Origin of the sequence: Pseudomonas sp. NPDC087342 (assembly GCF_044744265.1) — a bacterium.
In the GTDB taxonomy this organism is placed as follows: Bacteria; Pseudomonadota; Gammaproteobacteria; order Pseudomonadales; family Pseudomonadaceae; genus Aquipseudomonas; species Aquipseudomonas nunensis.
In genome coordinates this window covers 42096-57924 of sequence record NZ_JBIUXZ010000024.1, presented here as the reverse complement: position 1 = coordinate 57924, position 15829 = coordinate 42096, and the positions used below count along the sequence as shown (strand labels likewise).

Sequence of the window (15829 nt, the reverse complement as noted above, 5' to 3'; positions counted from 1 at the left end):
ACACCGCTTTCGCGAGCAAGCCCGCTCCCACAGGGATTTGTGGATAGGCGACCGGCGAATCCCAGCCACAAAAAAGGGGACTTTCGTCCCCTTGTGGTGCTGCTGTTTTTCGACCGTTACGCCATCAATAGATGTCCTTCGAAAGCAAGGTAAAGGGCGTCTTCACCAGGATCTTCAGGTCCAGCCACAACGACCAGTTATTGATGTACTTGAGGTCGATCTCTACACGTTTCTGCATCTTGTCGATGGTGTCCGTCTCGCCACGGCAACCGTTGATTTGCGCGAGCCCGGTAATCCCCGGCTTGATTCGGTGACGAGCCATGTAGGCCAGAATCTTCCCCGAATAGTAGTTGTTGTGGGCGACGGCGTGAGGCCGTGGACCGACCAGGGCCATGTGCCCTTGCAGCACGTTGAACAGTTGCGGCAACTCATCCAGCGAAGTGCGGCGGATAAAGCGGCCGACGGCGGTAATGCGCGAATCGTTGCGGCTGGCCTGTTTCACTTCATGGTCGTCGTGGACGCGCATCGAGCGAAACTTCCAGACCTGAATCACCTTGCCGTTCCAGCCATGGCGGTCCTGCTTGAAGAACACCGGGCCGGGCGAACTGAGCTTCACGGCCAAGGCAAGCGCCGCCAGTACCGGGCTCAGCAGAATGATCGCCAGCAGCGCCACGGCTTTTTCCACCAGGCTCTTGCTCAGCGCGGCGGTGGGCTGGCTGGTCAATGGGCTTTCATTCAGATAGATCGCCGGCAAGCCGTCCACGACCCGCACCGAGTGATTGAGCAGCGTCAGGCTGTTCAAGTCCGGCACCCAGACCACGTCGACATTGGCACCCAGCAAATCGACATACATGGCTTCGATTTTTGCCGCTTCGCTCAGCGGCAGGGTGATGTACAAGCGTCGGATGTCATGGAAGCTGATCAGCTCCAGAAGATCCTCCTGCACACCGACGATGTGCGGGGCATCCGGCTCCAACGGGGCAACGGCGCCGGTGCTGACCAGACCCACCAACGGCAGGTTTTCGACGCTGCTCAACTTCTTGGCCAGGCCCAGCGCCAGTTCGCCAGTGCCGACGATCAGGGTCCGATGCTCGCTTTTGCGTGAGCGCTGATAGTACTTGGAGAACCCGTGCAACGGCGCGTACAGCAGCGCCTGCCCGAGGAAACCGTACACCGCCCAACTGAGAATTACCTGCCGCGAAAACAGCTCATCGGCCTTGCAGATAAAAGCCATGCAGGCCAGCGCCGCCATGGTCATGGACCAGCCCATGAACAAGCGACCCAACCCCGTCAGATAGCTATCTCTTTTGCGGTAAACGCCACTGAACGTGTAGGCCGGCACCGAGGCCAGCACGCTCAATGCCGCGCACACTCTGTAATAGAACTCGACCGCTCCGGTATGCTGCTCGGCGAGTACAAACAGCAATGTAACGACAAAGCCCTGCGCCAGCGCCCATTGGCCCCAAAAGGTAAGTCCCTTGAGGCCGGTATTTCGATTGATACGAAGTGTAAGATCCATGCGATATCCCCAAAATACGTCCATTCAGGTATCGACAGTCGAATCGCGAGTTGTTTAAGCAGGATTGTTATTGTTTTAACTAATGCCCTGAGACTAACAACGCCGAGAGGTCGAACTGTCGTCAGTCAATAGATTAAGTTATTGATGGGGAGGGCTGTCTGACGAGTTCTAACAAGATGGCAAAGTGCCAACTTTTGAGCTTGGAAGTGCGGAGTGTTAGAAAAGGTCGAAATTTAGGAGGGAGGTATCTGGAGGGAGGGGGTCACAAACAAAGTGCACTTTTTGTTATTGTAATAGCACTGTCACATGTTTGTACAAAGTGGGTCAGGCGTGGTGCGCCTCCGAGACAACTTCCTGGATAAGGCAATAACCTCGATTTCTCACCGCCCGAAATAATCGCTCACCTTTGCTGGCGCTTTTGAACTTGTCCTGCAATCGACTCAAGCACATTTCCAGGCCGCGATACTGCTCCGGTTCCCGGCCGATACTTAGAATCAGATCATCCCGGCTGACGACACGATCTTCATGATGGAGCATCTTCTTGACGAGGGCCGCTTCGAGTCCAGTAAGGGCGATCTCGACGTTCTCTTTGACCAGCACACTTTGATCATCGTCGAGTTGCCAGGCTTCGCTGTAAACGTCGTTGTCCTCGGTTTCCCGGGGAGTTTCACCGCGTTCAGCTTGATTGGGCAGCACAACGGGACGCGCCCCGGATTGCGCCGCCAACCATTCGGCCTCGAGGGTAGCGAGTATGTTCTGGGTCTCATGTTCAATCGTGTGGGCGACATTTTTCCTTGTCCCACTGGGGTAGGTGAACTCCATCAGCACAGGTGCGGAAGAGGGCGGGGCAACACCTTCGATAAACATTTGTGCCTGGGATGTACCAAACGAGTTGAAACGCTCGCTGGACAGTATGGTCTCGAGCTCACGCTGGGAACTTATGCTGTGAGTCACGACAACAAAATATTTTCTGGGGAGGGTTGTACTTATTTCCACGTCGCTCTCCTAAAGTAGTCGCCAAAGTTTTGTTAAAGATGATCGGCAGGGGAGTAATAGCTCCCTTGAAAGTAATCAAAGGGCAGCGCCCGGGCCAATGAATGGCTCTCGATATGCTCTACTCGATCGGCAATAAACGAAATCTTGTTGTGGTGGGTCAGTGTCACCATGTGGTCATGGAGTCGATTGAAAAACTCAGGATCACTATTGAGTTTCAAACACTGGCCCAAGGATGAAATCGATACCTTGATGTAGTTGAACAGGTTCAGAGTATTGAAGCGTGTTAGTGCTTCCCTTTGGATGTTGTAGTCATCCAGCGCGATTTCTATACCATGATCTTTCAAGTGATACATATGATAAATAATGTTTTTTTTATATTTGGAATCCACTTCCCAGAATGCACGCCCCTTGAGTGACACGACCAGCGTGTGGCCGAAATCGCGCAGGTTGTTGCCAGACTGGATCAGCTCGTTGGTCAGCGCAAAGCTGGCAAGGCCCGGTTCAGTCAGACTGAGGAGTGTACGGTTCAGATATTTTTCCGGTCTGTGCGAGCGGCGATCCTTCAGGGAGGAGGGCTCCCAGCGCAGGTGCGCCGACGGTTCATTGCAGCGCTCACACAATTGGCCCGCCTGCGTCGTCCACGACGACGTAGCGGGAAGAGGGCCGGTGCTTATCTCACTGGCAAACGGGCGATCATCACGTGACAGGATCAGTTGCCGGGTGAGATAGCGATACGGGGCCTTTGCGGGGGAAATACCTCCAGTCGCATTCATGCAACAACTCCTTTCCATAGGTAAATCAGGCGGTCGAGATCAGACCCCTCATCAAACGGTATCCATACCCGCGAATGCTTTGAATCGCATTGGTGCCATACATCCCTTTGATTTTTCCGCGAAGACGACTGATGGACTTCTCCAAAGCCCTGGGGTCGTAAAAATTAGTGTTCAGCCCCATGATTCGGGCGATTTCATCGTGACTTAATATGTGGTTACTGGTTTGCGCAAATGCCTCCAGGATTTTCATTTCTGCAAACGAAATCTCCAGCTTCTTGCGTGTGCCCATCAGGCATATACGCGTGGGGTCCAACACCAGATTGACGTCCCGTTGCCACTCTTCACTGTTGAAGAATTCGGACAGAAACGCAGTGCTTTCGTCGGACAATGTATTGATCTTGATACAGCAGTCGGCGCCCGCAAGATAAAACTTCATCTTGTTATAGGTGCCGCGTCCCGTGATAACGGCACATATGAGTGGGTTCAAGTTGGTAGAACGAAGATTTTCCACCAATGCCAGGCTCTCATCGAGTGCATGAGGGCTGTCAATAATGATGAAGATAGCCCGATACAAATCCGGGTGTTCATTCTTCTTATGTAAATTAGTGTAAGCGCTAGCATCAAGAGCTATATCGGATTGCACGTGCCTTGCGACTAACGCTCTAAAATTTTCAGCCACGCTGCGGGTACGACCCAAGGTGAGAACACCGGGTTCCTCATTTGTCGCGCGCTGGCTTCTAGTCGCTAATTTCCCTGTAAGCATCATGCTTTTTGACTCGAATGGGTGCTGACATCAGGATGTTAAAGCACCGGTTCTCATCTGTGACTGACAATTGGTAACATTCAAAACGCATTTTCAGGCGTTGCGAGCGAGTTTTCTAACATAAACAATCTTTTAATTGCTTCTTGCGATCAGCTGAACTAACGAAATGGCGTCTCAGCGTGATGGCCATATGCAATAGTGCCACTATTTTTAGCCGATGGCGATTCGTTTTTGCCTCTAAAAGGCCATCACGGTCTTGAGTGGTGATTACGGGGAATTAGTCCTTAAATAAGATGAATATGTGTGCTGCATCACGTTTTGCTCGGGGTGGGATTCTTCTCTCTATACCGACGGTTTCGATAGTCCGTTAGCCGGACGATTACTAACAATACTTGAGGCGGTGGTTTGATAAGACCTACTATTCGCCCAAGCTTTTAATTATTGAGTAGGCGTTAAGTGCGAGTCTGCTGCGTAGTTATTTAATAACTAGATACGGTTAATGGGCGTTCAACAAGAATAGCCTGGCGGAGGATTGATGGAGTTTTGGACGTTTATACAAGTACTGGTATTGGGCGCAGTAGAAGGGCTGACAGAGTTCTTGCCTATTTCCAGTACGGGCCACCAGATTATTGTTGCAGACCTGTTGGGCTTTGGTGGTGAACGCGCCATGGCGTTTAATATCATTATTCAGCTGGGCGCCATTCTGGCTGTGGTCTGGGAGTTTCGTCCAAAAATATTCGAGATTGTCAAAGGCCTGCCAACCCAACTCAAGGCGCAACGTTTTACGTTGAACCTGTTAATCGGTTTTCTTCCAGCGGTTATCCTGGGTGTACTGTTTGCCGATAACATTCATGAGTACCTGTTCAATCCAATTACCGTCGCTGTCGCTCTGGTAGTGGGTGGAGTCGTCATGTTGTGGGCGGAGCAGCGCGAGCACGTGGTGCACGTCGAGCATGTGGATGACATGCGCTGGCCGGATGCGTTGAAGGTAGGTTTCGCGCAGTGCCTGGCGATGATCCCGGGGACGTCCCGATCAGGCTCGACCATCATCGGCGGATTGCTGTTTGGACTGTCGCGCAAGGCCGCGACCGAGTACTCGTTCTTTCTGGCGATGCCCACGATGGTCGGCGCCGCCGTGTATTCCGGCTACAAGTACCGCGACCTGTTCCAGGCCAGCGACCTGCCGGTATTTGCCTTGGGTTTTGTCACCGCGTTCATCTTCGCGATGATCGCCGTGCGTGGCTTGCTCAAGTTCATCGCCAGCCACAGCTACGCGGTCTTCGCCTGGTACCGGATTGGCTTCGGCTTATTGATTCTGGCGACCTGGCTATTCGGCTGGGTGAACTGGACGGCAGCCACAGCGGCCTGACCGAGCTTAATAGAAGAGAGGGGTTAGCGCCCCTCAAGCAACTCCGCCGCCTGATCCAGCAGCACCAAAGGCTCTTTCGCCTTGTGGATATCCACCGACAACAACTGCCGAAACTTGCGCGCCCCCGGAAACCCGGTGCCCAGCCCCAGCACATGCCGGGTGATATGGTGCATCGAACCGCCGGCATCAATGTGCGCCGCAATATAAGGTCGCAACTGCGCCAGCGCCTCGGCCCGAGTAATCACCGGCGCCGTGCTGCCAAACAACTGCTGATCCACCTCAGCCATCACATAAGGATTGTGATACGCCTCGCGACCCAGCATCACACCGTCGAACGTCTGCAAATGCTCGTGGCAAGCCTCCAGCGTCTTGATCCCGCCGTTGAGAATAATCTCCATCTCCGGAAAATCCTTCTTCAACTGCGCCGCCACGTCATACCGCAACGGCGGAATGTCCCGATTCTCCTTCGGCGACAACCCCTCCAGAATCGCAATCCGCGCATGCACCGTAAAACTCGTGCACCCCGCATCCCGAACCGTACCGACGAAATCACACAACTGCTCGTAACTGTCCCGCCCGTTAATCCCGATCCGATGCTTCACCGTCACCGGAATCGACACCGCATCGCGCATCGCCTTCACACAATCCGCCACCAACTGCGGATGCCCCATCAACACCGCGCCGATCATATTGTTCTGAACACGATCGCTCGGGCAGCCGACGTTGAGGTTCACCTCATCGTAACCGTGCTCCTGCGCCATACGGGCGCAAGCGGCCAGGTCCAGCGGAACACTGCCACCGAGCTGCAGGGCTAGCGGGTGTTCGGCTTCGTTGTGGCGCAGGAAACGCTCGTGATCACCGTTGAGCAGTGCGCCAGTGGTGACCATCTCGGTGTAGAGGAGGGCGTGTTTGGATAGGAGGCGTAGGAAGAAGCGACAGTGGCGGTCGGTCCAATCCATCATGGGGGCGACGCTGAACCGCCGCGATAGCTCTGGTCGGGTATAGCTAGTATTTACGGGGGCTTCAGGCTTTTCGTGATTCATTAATACTGATCTTTTATGCAGCGGTTTTTACCCGGTTTTCATCGTTGTTTGAAGTCGGCTGCTACAACGTAGCAATCGAATTCAGCAATGTAGCAACTCAAAACGGGCACGATCACAGTTCGCAAGCGCAAGGACAATTCGACGACTTACACGGCGCAGATACGGATCAAACGGGACGGCAGTTTATCAGGAAAGCCGGACCTTCGATCACAAGCAGGTCGCCCAGGCTTGGGTCAAGCGTCGGGAGAAGGCGCTGGCGGGGCCTGGTGGCATCGAGCGCGCGAACCTCAAGGGTGGGACGATCAAGAAGATTATCGAGCAGTACCTAGATGAGTACGAGAAAATCGTGAGCGATCCATAAACCCGACCTACCGTATGGCGGAGGTATGAAATCAAGTATCCGAGTCGGATGCAGGCTCCACTTGAGTTTTTACCCCAAACAATCGGTCGGCTATCTGCCGACCTCGCTCCAGCCCTTCAGCGGTCAACCAAATTGATTTGTTCTTGTTCACCGGATTGCTGATAAGGCCATGTTCATATAATCGGCTCATGGTCTCGAAGTCGAACCCTTTCCAAGCATTGCCGTTATCAAAACTGAAGGTTGCCAAAAGGGCAAGCACGGCATCTTCAATCAGTTTATCGTCGTATTCCATGATCGTTGCTCCGCTCGTATTCTTACACTCGCCGTAAACTCCACTAGCCATCAAGATTAGCGCGTTTAACTACGCGATACCGGCAATCAGTTTCTGGGCAGTAAAGCTTTGTAAACCTCAACCGGAGAAGCCGTCGGCAGGTGCTCAGTTGCGTGGCGCAGCCGCGCTTACGGCTCTTGGTAGCCTTCCTCGATGTACCGCTCAAGCTTGCTCAGTTGGGACGCATCATGAGGTGCTGGCTCTGGAAAAGAATAGTGAGAGCAGCATTGAGGATCAAGTCGTGACTTTAAATGTGGAGTTTATGGATCGAATACGATCATCTGGCCATCCAGCGAGTGTTTCGAGGGCTTCCACTTTGAGGCGCTGGATATCCGCTGCAGCAATATTGACCAGCGTCAAGGCAAAGCGGAGGTTAGTGGCGAGCTGGTGATCATAAAATGGGAGTCAGCGTCACCGAAAGGATTATTTTGTTTTTGATTTTTTGATTATAAGCTTGGCGTTTTAAGCGATTTAAAAAATCAGACCGATATCCACAAGAGCGACGATTGGTACTCGGCGCTCGCGGGTAGTTGGGTGTGCGATTGAGTCCGTTTAGATATCCCTAAGTGAACTTTTGTCTTTATGGTTTTTTTGAAATTTCAACCCAGATATATTTATAACGGTAGCGAAGCCATTTGATAATTAGGCTGTCCAGCAGCTGCCGGATTGAACTTTGCTTTCGTAGGTAAAGCATCTTCTCAATATCTTTCTCCAGCTCTTCTTGGTTAAAACAACTCCAAATAGATGGAAGAGTGCTCTCCAGGTTGGCGTGGCAGACGGGAGCGACTTCGGAAAAAAGAATTTCTTTTATTTTCTCTTGGTCAAAATTCTGGACCTCTCTGGCAATAGCTGCATAGTCAACGTCATTATCAACGAATGCATCCGATAGTGCCCACCGTATATAAGATCGCTCCTTTGGAGTTATAAAATGTTCCATCGTGAAAACTCCTCAAACTCCTCGTCGAGCCTATCGGCTGCCATAGAGCCAGCGATGCTACCGGCTATGCTTCCCGCAATAATGATAGCGAACGTACACACGAGTGCCCACGGTCTGCACAGCACCACCGCCTATGATTATATTTTGACGAACTGTTTCAGCCCCAAGCAAATAAACCGGCCCCCGTTTTTTCCGATTCAGTTCGCACCCAATTTAAATTTGATGTTGTTGGACGGCCACCAGGACCACGATGGCGGCGGGGTGTAGCAGCCGGGTTGGTTGGCCGGTGTCGCATCGCAGCGAACGGTGTAACCCTTGTTGTTGATTTCCCTTCCGCCTTCGCCGGTGCCGCGTTCACTGTATGAGGAGCAGCCGCCGAGTAAAACGGTAGTCAAAAGGATCGTTGCATATTTCATAAGTGCCTCCATGCGTGGAACTGATAGCTTAAGCATTAAATCCCGCCGTGCGCGGTTTTTTTTCGTCTCGAGGAAAATGATGAATACAACTCAGGAGGGCCTGAAGGGCAGGATTTCCTTTTTGCAGACCTTCGTACAATCAGCATCGAACGCCCCGATTACTCGGGGCGAATATAAGAATGGTTCTTCGCTATTTAGCTGTTTTCTTTACCGAAAGATTAGGTCGCGGTGAAACAGCTTTCATCACATCATCAATGATCGCCTTACCCATCGCCGTCAGATAGTGCGCGGCCCAGGCGTGACGGTCGGTGTCTCTTTCGAACGCGGCGTCCTGCGCAAGCGCCTTGGCCAAGGACAGCAAGTCAGACGCTTTTAACAATGCTTCGCTGACCGGTACATCCGCACTGACGTGGAACATTGCCAGTTCTGAATCTGGGCAGTAAATGCAGGGGGTAAAGCCGAGGGTTTTAATTTCTGTGGGATCGGTCATATGTCACCTCCGGCGCAGGCGAGGCGGCAGGAGATGTCTAGCGAAGGGGCGTTACGCGACGCGGAATTGCGTTGAAGGGTAGAGCTGAGTTGATACGGATTTGCGCTGTGCATTGTCGAACTCCTTGACATAAGGAGCTGCCACTTTCGTTACCAAGCGAAAGGGTGGCAGCTATGCGCAGGTTGGTAAACCGGGAGTCAAGGAAACCGGCACGCCCGAGGGCGTCCCACGCACAGCCGCCATAACACAAATTCGTAGGCGTAAGCCGCCAGGAATTGTGATTGGACCGCCGTTGCGTAACTCGTCGGGTTACCAAGCCCGGTCGCTGATGTGCAGCGACGTCAGGAGGGTATCCGTCGACGATAAGACCAACAATGAGCTCGCCAGTCCGAAAGCACAGTAAACGTACTCTCTCACGCAACTCTCGGATTTTGCCTACAACTTCATCGAGAGTCACTGGATATTCTGGAAGCTATTCACAGCCGTATTGAAGTGAACCCGAACCGAATCCTTGATTCCGCTGATGCAAGGAGCAGGGAAGGGGAGTGGGTGCACTTTGGGCTGAAAGCGGTAGTGACAGCCGTCGCAGAAATCCCGGAGCAAAGCCCTATCAGCGGGGCTATGCGTGAACTAGCAGGAGCCACCCCGTGAGCCTAATGAGTTACCGAGGCTATACCGCCCGATTTGAATACAGTGATGAAGACGGCGTGTTTGTAGGCCACGTAGCGAATATCAAAGATATCGTCGGTTTTCATGGAGAGTCAGCACGAAAGCTTCGAGAGGCTTTTGAAGAGGCTGTTACTGATTATTTGGAGGTGAGCGCCAGGCTCGGACGCGAGCTGTAAAATTGGTAGCCACCGAAGTCGTCCTCGGTATTGGGGATTGATCGATGCAAACTACACCGTCAATCCCCCGATACGCATGGTCCACCCGCCTACCGAGTAGTCTTCACCCCAGAAACCCCCGCCATCGTCCCACTCCCACAATTCACAAACGAAGAAGTCTTCAACCACCGCTGATCCGGATAATACGAAAACAACAACTGCCCATCCTTCATCGAATCAATCAACCGATGTGCGATCGCTGGCCGTACCGCCGGGCATCCCAGGCTGCGACCAATCCGCCCATTAATCTTTGCCAGTTTCGGGCTGACGTAGGGCGCGCCGTGAATCACGATGGCTCGATCAAACGCGTTGTCGTTAAACCCGGGCTCCAGCCCTTCCATGCGCAGCGAATAGCCGTTTTGCCCGACATAACTGGATTGGGTGCGGTATAAGCCAAGGCTGGTGGCGAAGCTTTCGTTTTGGTTGGAGAAGTTGACGGCCATGTTTTCGCCGCTGTTGCGGCCATGGGCGACGAGTTCATGAAACAGCAATTTGCGCTTCTTTAAATCGAACACCCACAGGCGCTGTTCGGTCGAAGGCAGTGAGTAATCGATGACGGCGAGCCGTTGTACTGGGGCCGAGCCTTGGGCGATTCGACATTGTGAGGCGCGAACGGCCAGACCAATGACGTTGGCGTTAGCACCGGGGGCCGCTTTGGCGAGGGCGGCGGCGAGAGAATCGGCGTAGGCTAGCGGTATTGACGTTACCGTCAGCAGCAGGGCCGAGCATAGAAAGCCAAAGCGGTTTAGCGCCATAGAGATGTCTCATTAAGTTATTTCGAGTTTAGCAGGGCAAACGACAAGTGCTGAACGCACGAGATTAAGGATTATCCATGAGGCAACTATCAAGGTTATTCGTCATAAGCCATGTCTTTTTTATGGGCTTTCTGATCAGCGGCACGGCCGTCGCTGAAACTTCGCCGATCGCGCCGGAAAATCCGTCGATCAGCATGATCGAGGCGATACCCGACGATAACGTCGCCCAGGAGATTCATGCAGTGCTGGAGCCGATGATCTCGGCATTCCCGCCGTTGCAAACCCGGCCGCGTCATCAGCGCATCGACGTTAATCGCGTGGTGCTCGATTTCTATACCCATCGCCAATTCCGTGCGGCCTGGACCAATCCTGATGATGTCGCCCAGTTGCTGAAAAGCCTCAACGACACGCAAATTGATGGCCTGGAGCCTGCGGATTTTCGTGGCGATGATTTGGCCATGGCCCAGGCGTCGATGCAGAACACGGCGCCGACGCCGGCCCAGCAAGCTGCCTTCGACCTCGCGGCCACCCGCACTTACCTCACGGCATTGCTGCAATTGCGCCGGGGCAAGGTCGATCCTGCGCGGCTGGACATGCATTGGAATTTCGACATTACCGGCGCCGACCCTCGGGATGACGTGAATAACTTCTTCATCGCACTCGACACGCATGATGTCGCCCGCGCCTTTGCGCAAGCGCCGCCGCAAGAGGCGGTGTACGTCGGTTTGCGTGAAGCCTTGGCGCAGTTGCGCACGATTCGCGACCGCGGCGGCTGGCCGAAAATCACCGAAGGGCAATCGCTCAAGCCAGGAATGGACGGCCCCGCTGTGGCGCAGTTGCGCGCGCGGTTGGCGGCGGGCGGTTACCTGGATTCGAAACACAGCAAAAACAATGAATACGACGATGCCGTGATCGCTGCCGTGAAGAAGTACCAGACCGAGCAATACCTGGGCGCAGACGGCGTGGCTGGTGCGGCGACCCTTGCGGCGTTGAACGTGCCGGTGCAGGCGCGCATCGATCAGGTGCGGGTCAACATGGAGCGCGCGCGTTGGCTGCTTTATAAGCTGGAGGGCACGTTCGTTATTGTCGATATCGCCGGGTACAAGGTCGCGCTGTATCGCGATGGCCAACCCGTCTGGCGTTCCCGGGTGCAGGTCGGTAAACCGTTTCGCAGCACGCCGATCTTTCAGGCCGAGATTACTTACGTCACGTTCAACCCTACCTGGACCGTGCCGCCAACGATTTTGAAAGAAGATGTATTGCCGAAGATCCTGAGTAACCCAAATTACCTCAGCGCCAACCGGATTCGTCCGCTGGATCGGGAAGGTAATGTGCTGGATCCGGCGACCATCGACTGGAGCCACCCGCAGGGCATTACTTTGCGCCAGGATGCCGGGCCGGAAAACTCGTTGGGCCAGGTGGTCATCCGCTTCCCGAATGACTATGCGATTTACCTGCACGACACACCGCACCGGGAGTTGTTCGCGAAGAACGTCCGCGCTACCAGTTCGGGCTGTATTCGGGTGGAGAACCCATTGCAGTTGGTCGAGTTGCTGTTCAACGATCCGGTGCGCTGGAACAGCGCCGGGATTCAAAAACAACTGGCCAATGGCAAGACCGAGAACATTCGCTTGCCGGTGAAAGTGCCGGTGTTGTTGGCGTATTGGACGGTGGACATGGGCAGCAACGGGCGAGTGGCGTTCAAGCCGGATGTGTATGGCTACGATAATCCAGTGTTGAAAGCGCTGAATTCGCCGGCGAAGTTGCCGGCGCTGGATTTGCAGGCGGCGGTGGGGCAAGTCAGACCGTAACTCTTGCGTAGGCGCTGGGGATTTGTATCAGGCACCATTCCTGAGCAACTGGCCCAGCGTCTCAAGCTCACTTTTCTCCACATCCGAAACCATCACAAAGCGCATGTGGTTTTCCTCCCACGACACCACGTTAAAACCTCGAATCAACCGTGTTTGCGGCGGTTTATCCGCTTCGGTCGTCGGCAGGATAAACACGTTGATGATGTGCTTGGCCCGCGCATAACTCAGCGCCGCCGTGGTCTGGTGTTGCAGATAATCCAGCCGCCCACCCAACAACGGAAACCCTTGCGCCGCGTAATCGAATACCGGTGGCGAGAAGTCGAGTTTGCCGGTGAACCAGGGCTTCACTGTGTGGCGGTCAGACGACACCACATCATTCAAATGCTCGCCCATCAATGAGCGCACATGGCTCGACACCGCCTCATCCATCAGCGGTTGTTCACTGCCAGGCGTTGCCACAAATAGCACCACCGCCAAGGCCAGTGCCGCCGCTGAAAAGGCTGGTGCGAACCATGTCCGCCAGCGTTCGAACGCACTCCGCTGTGGCGCAATGGAAGCCAGCACATTGGCGGTCAACGACGCTGGCGCCGCGTAATACGGCGCGTGCCGTTTCACGCTGTTTATCAGCAACCGCGTCTCATCATGCAGCCGCGCGCACTCGGCACACTCGGCCAAATGCCCGGCTACTTTCGCCGCCGTCACGCTGTCTAGCTCCTTGTCCAGATAGCCATGAACCAGCGTCTGGCAAGCCGTGCAGTCGAGTTCATTCATGATCGTGGATCTTCTGTAATTCGAGCTTGAGCATGGCACGAGCCCGGGCCAGTCTCGACATGACGGTGCCGATGGGAATGTCGACCACCAGGGCGATGTCCTTGTAGGGCAGGTCTTCGAGCTCCTTCAGAATTATTACCTCGCGAAACGCTGGCGGCAGGGCGCTCAGGGCTTGCTGGATCAGCACCGCGTTTTCCGTGTGAATGGCCAGCAGTTCCGGGGTTTGGCTGTGGCTCAGCGCCGGTTCGTCGTCGATGAGTTCATCGTTGATAGCGACCCAGCGGTGGCCGGCCGATGCCTTGAGCCAGGTGTAGCTTTCGTTACGCACGATGGTCAGGAACCAGGCCTTTGGATTGCCATCGGCGAAGCGGTGCAAAAACCGAAAGGCGCGCAGCGCACTTTCCTGCACGACATCGCGCGCGGCGCTGTCGTTACCGGTGAGCCAGCGCGCGAGGTTATAGGCCGCGTCCATGTGGGGCGCAAACAGTTCCTCAAATCGCTTCATAGTGTTTTCCGCACCGTCCCACTCCTGTAACTGTGATTCACGGTGTTTTATTCCCGGGAAAAAATTTATTTTTCGACGCGGAATAAAGACTTGTCCTACCCGGTTGTACCTCGTGTCAGCTACTTCACTGTAGTCCGCCAACGAGGGCATACCGATGGACATTCAATCAAAACATCAACGCCGTACCGACGGTCCGCTGAACCCCGACCGCAGGACGCTGCTCAAGTGTTCCGCATGGGCCGGGGCCGGGGTGATCTGGGCTTTGAGCGGCGGCGTTCCCCGGGCCTTTGCGCTGGACAGTTTCGGCAACGTCACCGACCCCATGGCACTGGCCAGCACGTTTCACTTTGTGCAGATCAGCGACTCGCACATCGGCTTCAACAAAGAGGCCAACCCGGAGCCGGTGAAGACTTTGCAAGTGGCCATCGACAAGGTCATCGCGTTGCCGAAACGGCCGGCGCTGATCCTGCACACCGGCGACATCACCCACCTGTCCAAAGCCGAAGAGTTCGACACCGCTGCGCAATTGCTCAAGGGCCTGCCGTCCACCGTGCACTACGTGCCGGGCGAGCACGACACGCTCGACGAGGGCGGCGGCAAGCTCTATCTCGAACGCTACGGCAAGGGCACCAAAGGCAACGGCTGGTACAGCTTCGATGATCACGGTGTGCATTTCATCGCGCTGGTGAATGTCTTCAACTTCCAGGCCGGACGCGAAGCGAACCTGGGCGCTGATCAACTCGCCTGGCTGGCCGACGACTTGCGCGCCGTGAGCACCAGCACGCCGATCGTGGTGTTCACCCACATTCCGTTGTGGACGATTTATCAGCCATGGGGCTGGGGCACCGAGGACGGCGACCAGGCGATTGCCATGCTGCGCAAGTATGGATCGGTGACGGTGCTGAACGGGCATATCCACCAGGTTATCCAGAAGGTCGAAGGCAACATCACCTTCCACACCGCTCGCGGCACGGCTTATCCACAACCCGCACCGGGCACGGCGCCGTCACCGGGGCCGATGACGGTCGCGGCGGATCAACTGCGCAATTACCTGGGCGTCACTGATGTGCGCGCGACACAGGGCGAGCATCCGCTGGCGCTGATCGATTCGACATTGGTTTAAGGGGAGGGCGCGAGGATGAAAAAGCTATTGCTGACGATGGTGTGTCTGATGCTGTCGATGCCGGTGTGGGCTCAGGATGTGAAAATCGATATCAAGGAATTCATGTTCGGACCCAAGGACATGACCGTAGCGGTCGGGACCAAGGTGACGTGGGTGAACGATGACGAAATCCCGCACACGGTGGCGGAAACCCACAAGGTGTTCCGCTCGGGGGCGCTGGACACCAATGACAGCTTTTCCTACGTGTTCAACACGCCGGGGGAGTTTGAATATTTCTGCTCGCTGCATCCGCAGATGATCGGGAAGATTGTGGTTAGCCAGTGATAGGGAGTACCACTGAACATTGTGGGAGCGAGCTTGCTCGCGATAAGGCCAGACCAGTCAATATGGATGTTGAATGTAAGACCGCTATCGCGAGCAAGCTCGCTCCCACAGGGAAAGTGTGAAGCTTAAAGATCCAGCCCTTCCTGGATCACCGACAGCAGATTCACCTCAGTCAAAGCCACCGCATCCGGTTGCTGCCCGGATTGCTCGATCGACTGTAACCACCACTGGCTTTCACCGTGCTCGTTGACGGTTCGCAGCAAGGGAATCTCTTTGCCCTTGAGATGAATCTCGACCCGGCCTGCGCCGTCGGCTGTGAAGCGCACGATCGGTACGAAAGTGAGGCTGTGGTGGTTGCCTTCAATCACCAATTGGTCGATGGAGTAGGCGTAAGTCGCGCCTTCAGGATGGCGCTCGAAAACATGCGTGGGATTACGCCGGATGCTCAGGCCAGCCTCAAGCAGCGGCTTCAGCCACGCTTCGATCTGGTGATACATTGCGTACACTTCGCCCGGCCAACTGTCGATCGCCTGATCGGTGCCGCTGGTTGCGTCGAAGCCGGAATGCCGGGTCTCTCTCAGTTTTGCGGCGAGCTCGTCTGCCCTACTCATGTCAATTCCCTGTCGTGATGTAAGAGTGATCATAGCGTTATCAAGGT

General features: G+C 54.8%; 17 protein-coding genes and 2 pseudogenes. 6 read left to right on the top strand and 13 right to left on the bottom strand.

Annotation, left to right across the window (positions count from 1 at the left end):
• Positions 1–124: 124 nt before the first annotated feature.
• The 4 genes from ACIOYV_RS28110 to ACIOYV_RS28095 form a co-directional block, all read right to left on the bottom strand.
• Positions 125–1519 (bottom strand): undecaprenyl-phosphate glucose phosphotransferase, encoded by a 1395-nt coding sequence (locus ACIOYV_RS28110; RefSeq protein ID WP_401328997.1) that lies wholly within the window; start codon positions 1517–1519, stop codon positions 125–127.
• Positions 1520–1843: 324 nt separating this feature from the next.
• Positions 1844–2515, bottom strand: coding sequence for a helix-turn-helix domain-containing protein (locus ACIOYV_RS28105; protein ID WP_265044359.1), 672 nt, complete (start codon positions 2513–2515; stop codon positions 1844–1846).
• Positions 2516–2547: 32 nt separating this feature from the next.
• A complete protein-coding gene (locus tag ACIOYV_RS28100) occupies positions 2548–3288 on the bottom strand; it encodes an EAL domain-containing protein (RefSeq protein ID WP_401328994.1) in 741 nt (246 codons plus the stop codon).
• A 25-nt stretch (positions 3289–3313) separates the two neighbouring features.
• On the bottom strand, positions 3314–4054 hold the full coding sequence (locus ACIOYV_RS28095; protein WP_163909278.1) for a winged helix-turn-helix domain-containing protein: 741 nt from the start codon (positions 4052–4054) through the stop codon (positions 3314–3316).
• 532 nt (positions 4055–4586) lie between these two features.
• On the opposite strand from ACIOYV_RS28095, the gene ACIOYV_RS28090 reads away from it, so the two are divergent.
• Positions 4587–5420, top strand: a complete 834-nt coding sequence (locus ACIOYV_RS28090) for an undecaprenyl-diphosphate phosphatase (RefSeq protein ID WP_401328991.1) — start codon at positions 4587–4589, stop codon at positions 5418–5420.
• Between the two features lie 23 nt (positions 5421–5443).
• Here the strand turns inward: ACIOYV_RS28090 and dusA are convergent, their stop codons facing one another.
• Positions 5444–6463 carry a tRNA dihydrouridine(20/20a) synthase DusA gene (gene dusA / locus ACIOYV_RS28085; RefSeq protein WP_401328988.1) on the bottom strand — a complete coding sequence of 340 codons (1020 nt, stop codon included), beginning with the start codon at positions 6461–6463 and terminating at the stop codon, positions 5444–5446.
• A gap of 111 nt (positions 6464–6574) precedes the next feature.
• On the opposite strand from dusA, the pseudogene ACIOYV_RS28080 reads away from it, so the two are divergent.
• Positions 6575–6809: pseudogene (locus ACIOYV_RS28080) on the top strand (site-specific integrase); the annotation flags it as partial.
• A gap of 46 nt (positions 6810–6855) precedes the next feature.
• On the opposite strand, the gene ACIOYV_RS28075 reads toward ACIOYV_RS28080, so the two are convergent.
• The 4 genes from ACIOYV_RS28075 to ACIOYV_RS28060 form a co-directional block, all read right to left on the bottom strand.
• The gene (locus ACIOYV_RS28075; protein WP_401328986.1) at positions 6856–7116 is read right to left on the bottom strand and encodes a DUF6429 family protein; all 261 of its coding nucleotides are present in this window, start codon (positions 7114–7116) and stop codon (positions 6856–6858) included.
• 619 nt (positions 7117–7735) lie between these two features.
• Positions 7736–8092, bottom strand: a complete 357-nt coding sequence (locus tag ACIOYV_RS28070) for a hypothetical protein (protein WP_401328983.1) — start codon at positions 8090–8092, stop codon at positions 7736–7738.
• A 197-nt stretch (positions 8093–8289) separates the two neighbouring features.
• Positions 8290–8508 carry a hypothetical protein gene (locus ACIOYV_RS28065; protein ID WP_401328980.1) on the bottom strand — a complete coding sequence of 73 codons (219 nt, stop codon included), beginning with the start codon at positions 8506–8508 and terminating at the stop codon, positions 8290–8292.
• A gap of 190 nt (positions 8509–8698) precedes the next feature.
• The gene (locus tag ACIOYV_RS28060) at positions 8699–8998 is read right to left on the bottom strand and encodes a DUF3077 domain-containing protein (protein ID WP_054054191.1); all 300 of its coding nucleotides are present in this window, start codon (positions 8996–8998) and stop codon (positions 8699–8701) included.
• Positions 8999–9645: 647 nt separating this feature from the next.
• On the opposite strand from ACIOYV_RS28060, the pseudogene ACIOYV_RS28055 reads away from it, so the two are divergent.
• Positions 9646–9837 (top strand): annotated as a pseudogene (locus ACIOYV_RS28055) (toxin-antitoxin system HicB family antitoxin); the annotation flags it as partial.
• Positions 9838–9932: 95 nt separating this feature from the next.
• Here ACIOYV_RS28055 and ACIOYV_RS28050 read toward each other — a convergent pair.
• Positions 9933–10637 carry a murein L,D-transpeptidase catalytic domain family protein gene (locus tag ACIOYV_RS28050; protein WP_054054186.1) on the bottom strand — a complete coding sequence of 235 codons (705 nt, stop codon included), beginning with the start codon at positions 10635–10637 and terminating at the stop codon, positions 9933–9935.
• A gap of 77 nt (positions 10638–10714) precedes the next feature.
• Here ACIOYV_RS28050 and ACIOYV_RS28045 point away from each other — a divergent pair, with 77 nt between their 5' ends.
• Positions 10715–12448, top strand: coding sequence for a murein L,D-transpeptidase (locus ACIOYV_RS28045; protein ID WP_401328975.1), 1734 nt, complete (start codon positions 10715–10717; stop codon positions 12446–12448).
• Between the two features lie 27 nt (positions 12449–12475).
• On the opposite strand, the gene ACIOYV_RS28040 is transcribed toward ACIOYV_RS28045, so the two are convergent.
• Together ACIOYV_RS28040 and ACIOYV_RS28035 are read right to left on the bottom strand one after the other, a co-directional pair.
• On the bottom strand, positions 12476–13219 hold the full coding sequence (locus ACIOYV_RS28040; RefSeq protein ID WP_401328972.1) for an anti-sigma factor family protein: 744 nt from the start codon (positions 13217–13219) through the stop codon (positions 12476–12478).
• A complete protein-coding gene (locus tag ACIOYV_RS28035) occupies positions 13212–13724 on the bottom strand; it encodes a sigma-70 family RNA polymerase sigma factor (protein WP_401328970.1) in 513 nt (170 codons plus the stop codon). Before ACIOYV_RS28035 ends, ACIOYV_RS28040 begins: the two co-directional genes overlap by 8 nt.
• Positions 13725–13878: 154 nt before the next feature.
• On the opposite strand from ACIOYV_RS28035, the gene ACIOYV_RS28030 reads away from it, so the two are divergent.
• Positions 13879–14847 carry a metallophosphoesterase family protein gene (locus tag ACIOYV_RS28030; protein WP_401328967.1) on the top strand — a complete coding sequence of 323 codons (969 nt, stop codon included), beginning with the start codon at positions 13879–13881 and terminating at the stop codon, positions 14845–14847.
• Positions 14848–14862: 15 nt separating this feature from the next.
• Complete coding sequence (locus ACIOYV_RS28025) at positions 14863–15171, top strand: cupredoxin family copper-binding protein (RefSeq protein WP_265044397.1); 309 nt, start codon at positions 14863–14865, stop codon at positions 15169–15171.
• A 125-nt stretch (positions 15172–15296) separates the two neighbouring features.
• On the opposite strand, the gene ACIOYV_RS28020 is transcribed toward ACIOYV_RS28025, so the two are convergent.
• Positions 15297–15782, bottom strand: a complete 486-nt coding sequence (locus ACIOYV_RS28020; RefSeq protein ID WP_401328964.1) for a hypothetical protein — start codon at positions 15780–15782, stop codon at positions 15297–15299.
• Positions 15783–15829 lie beyond the last annotated feature (47 nt).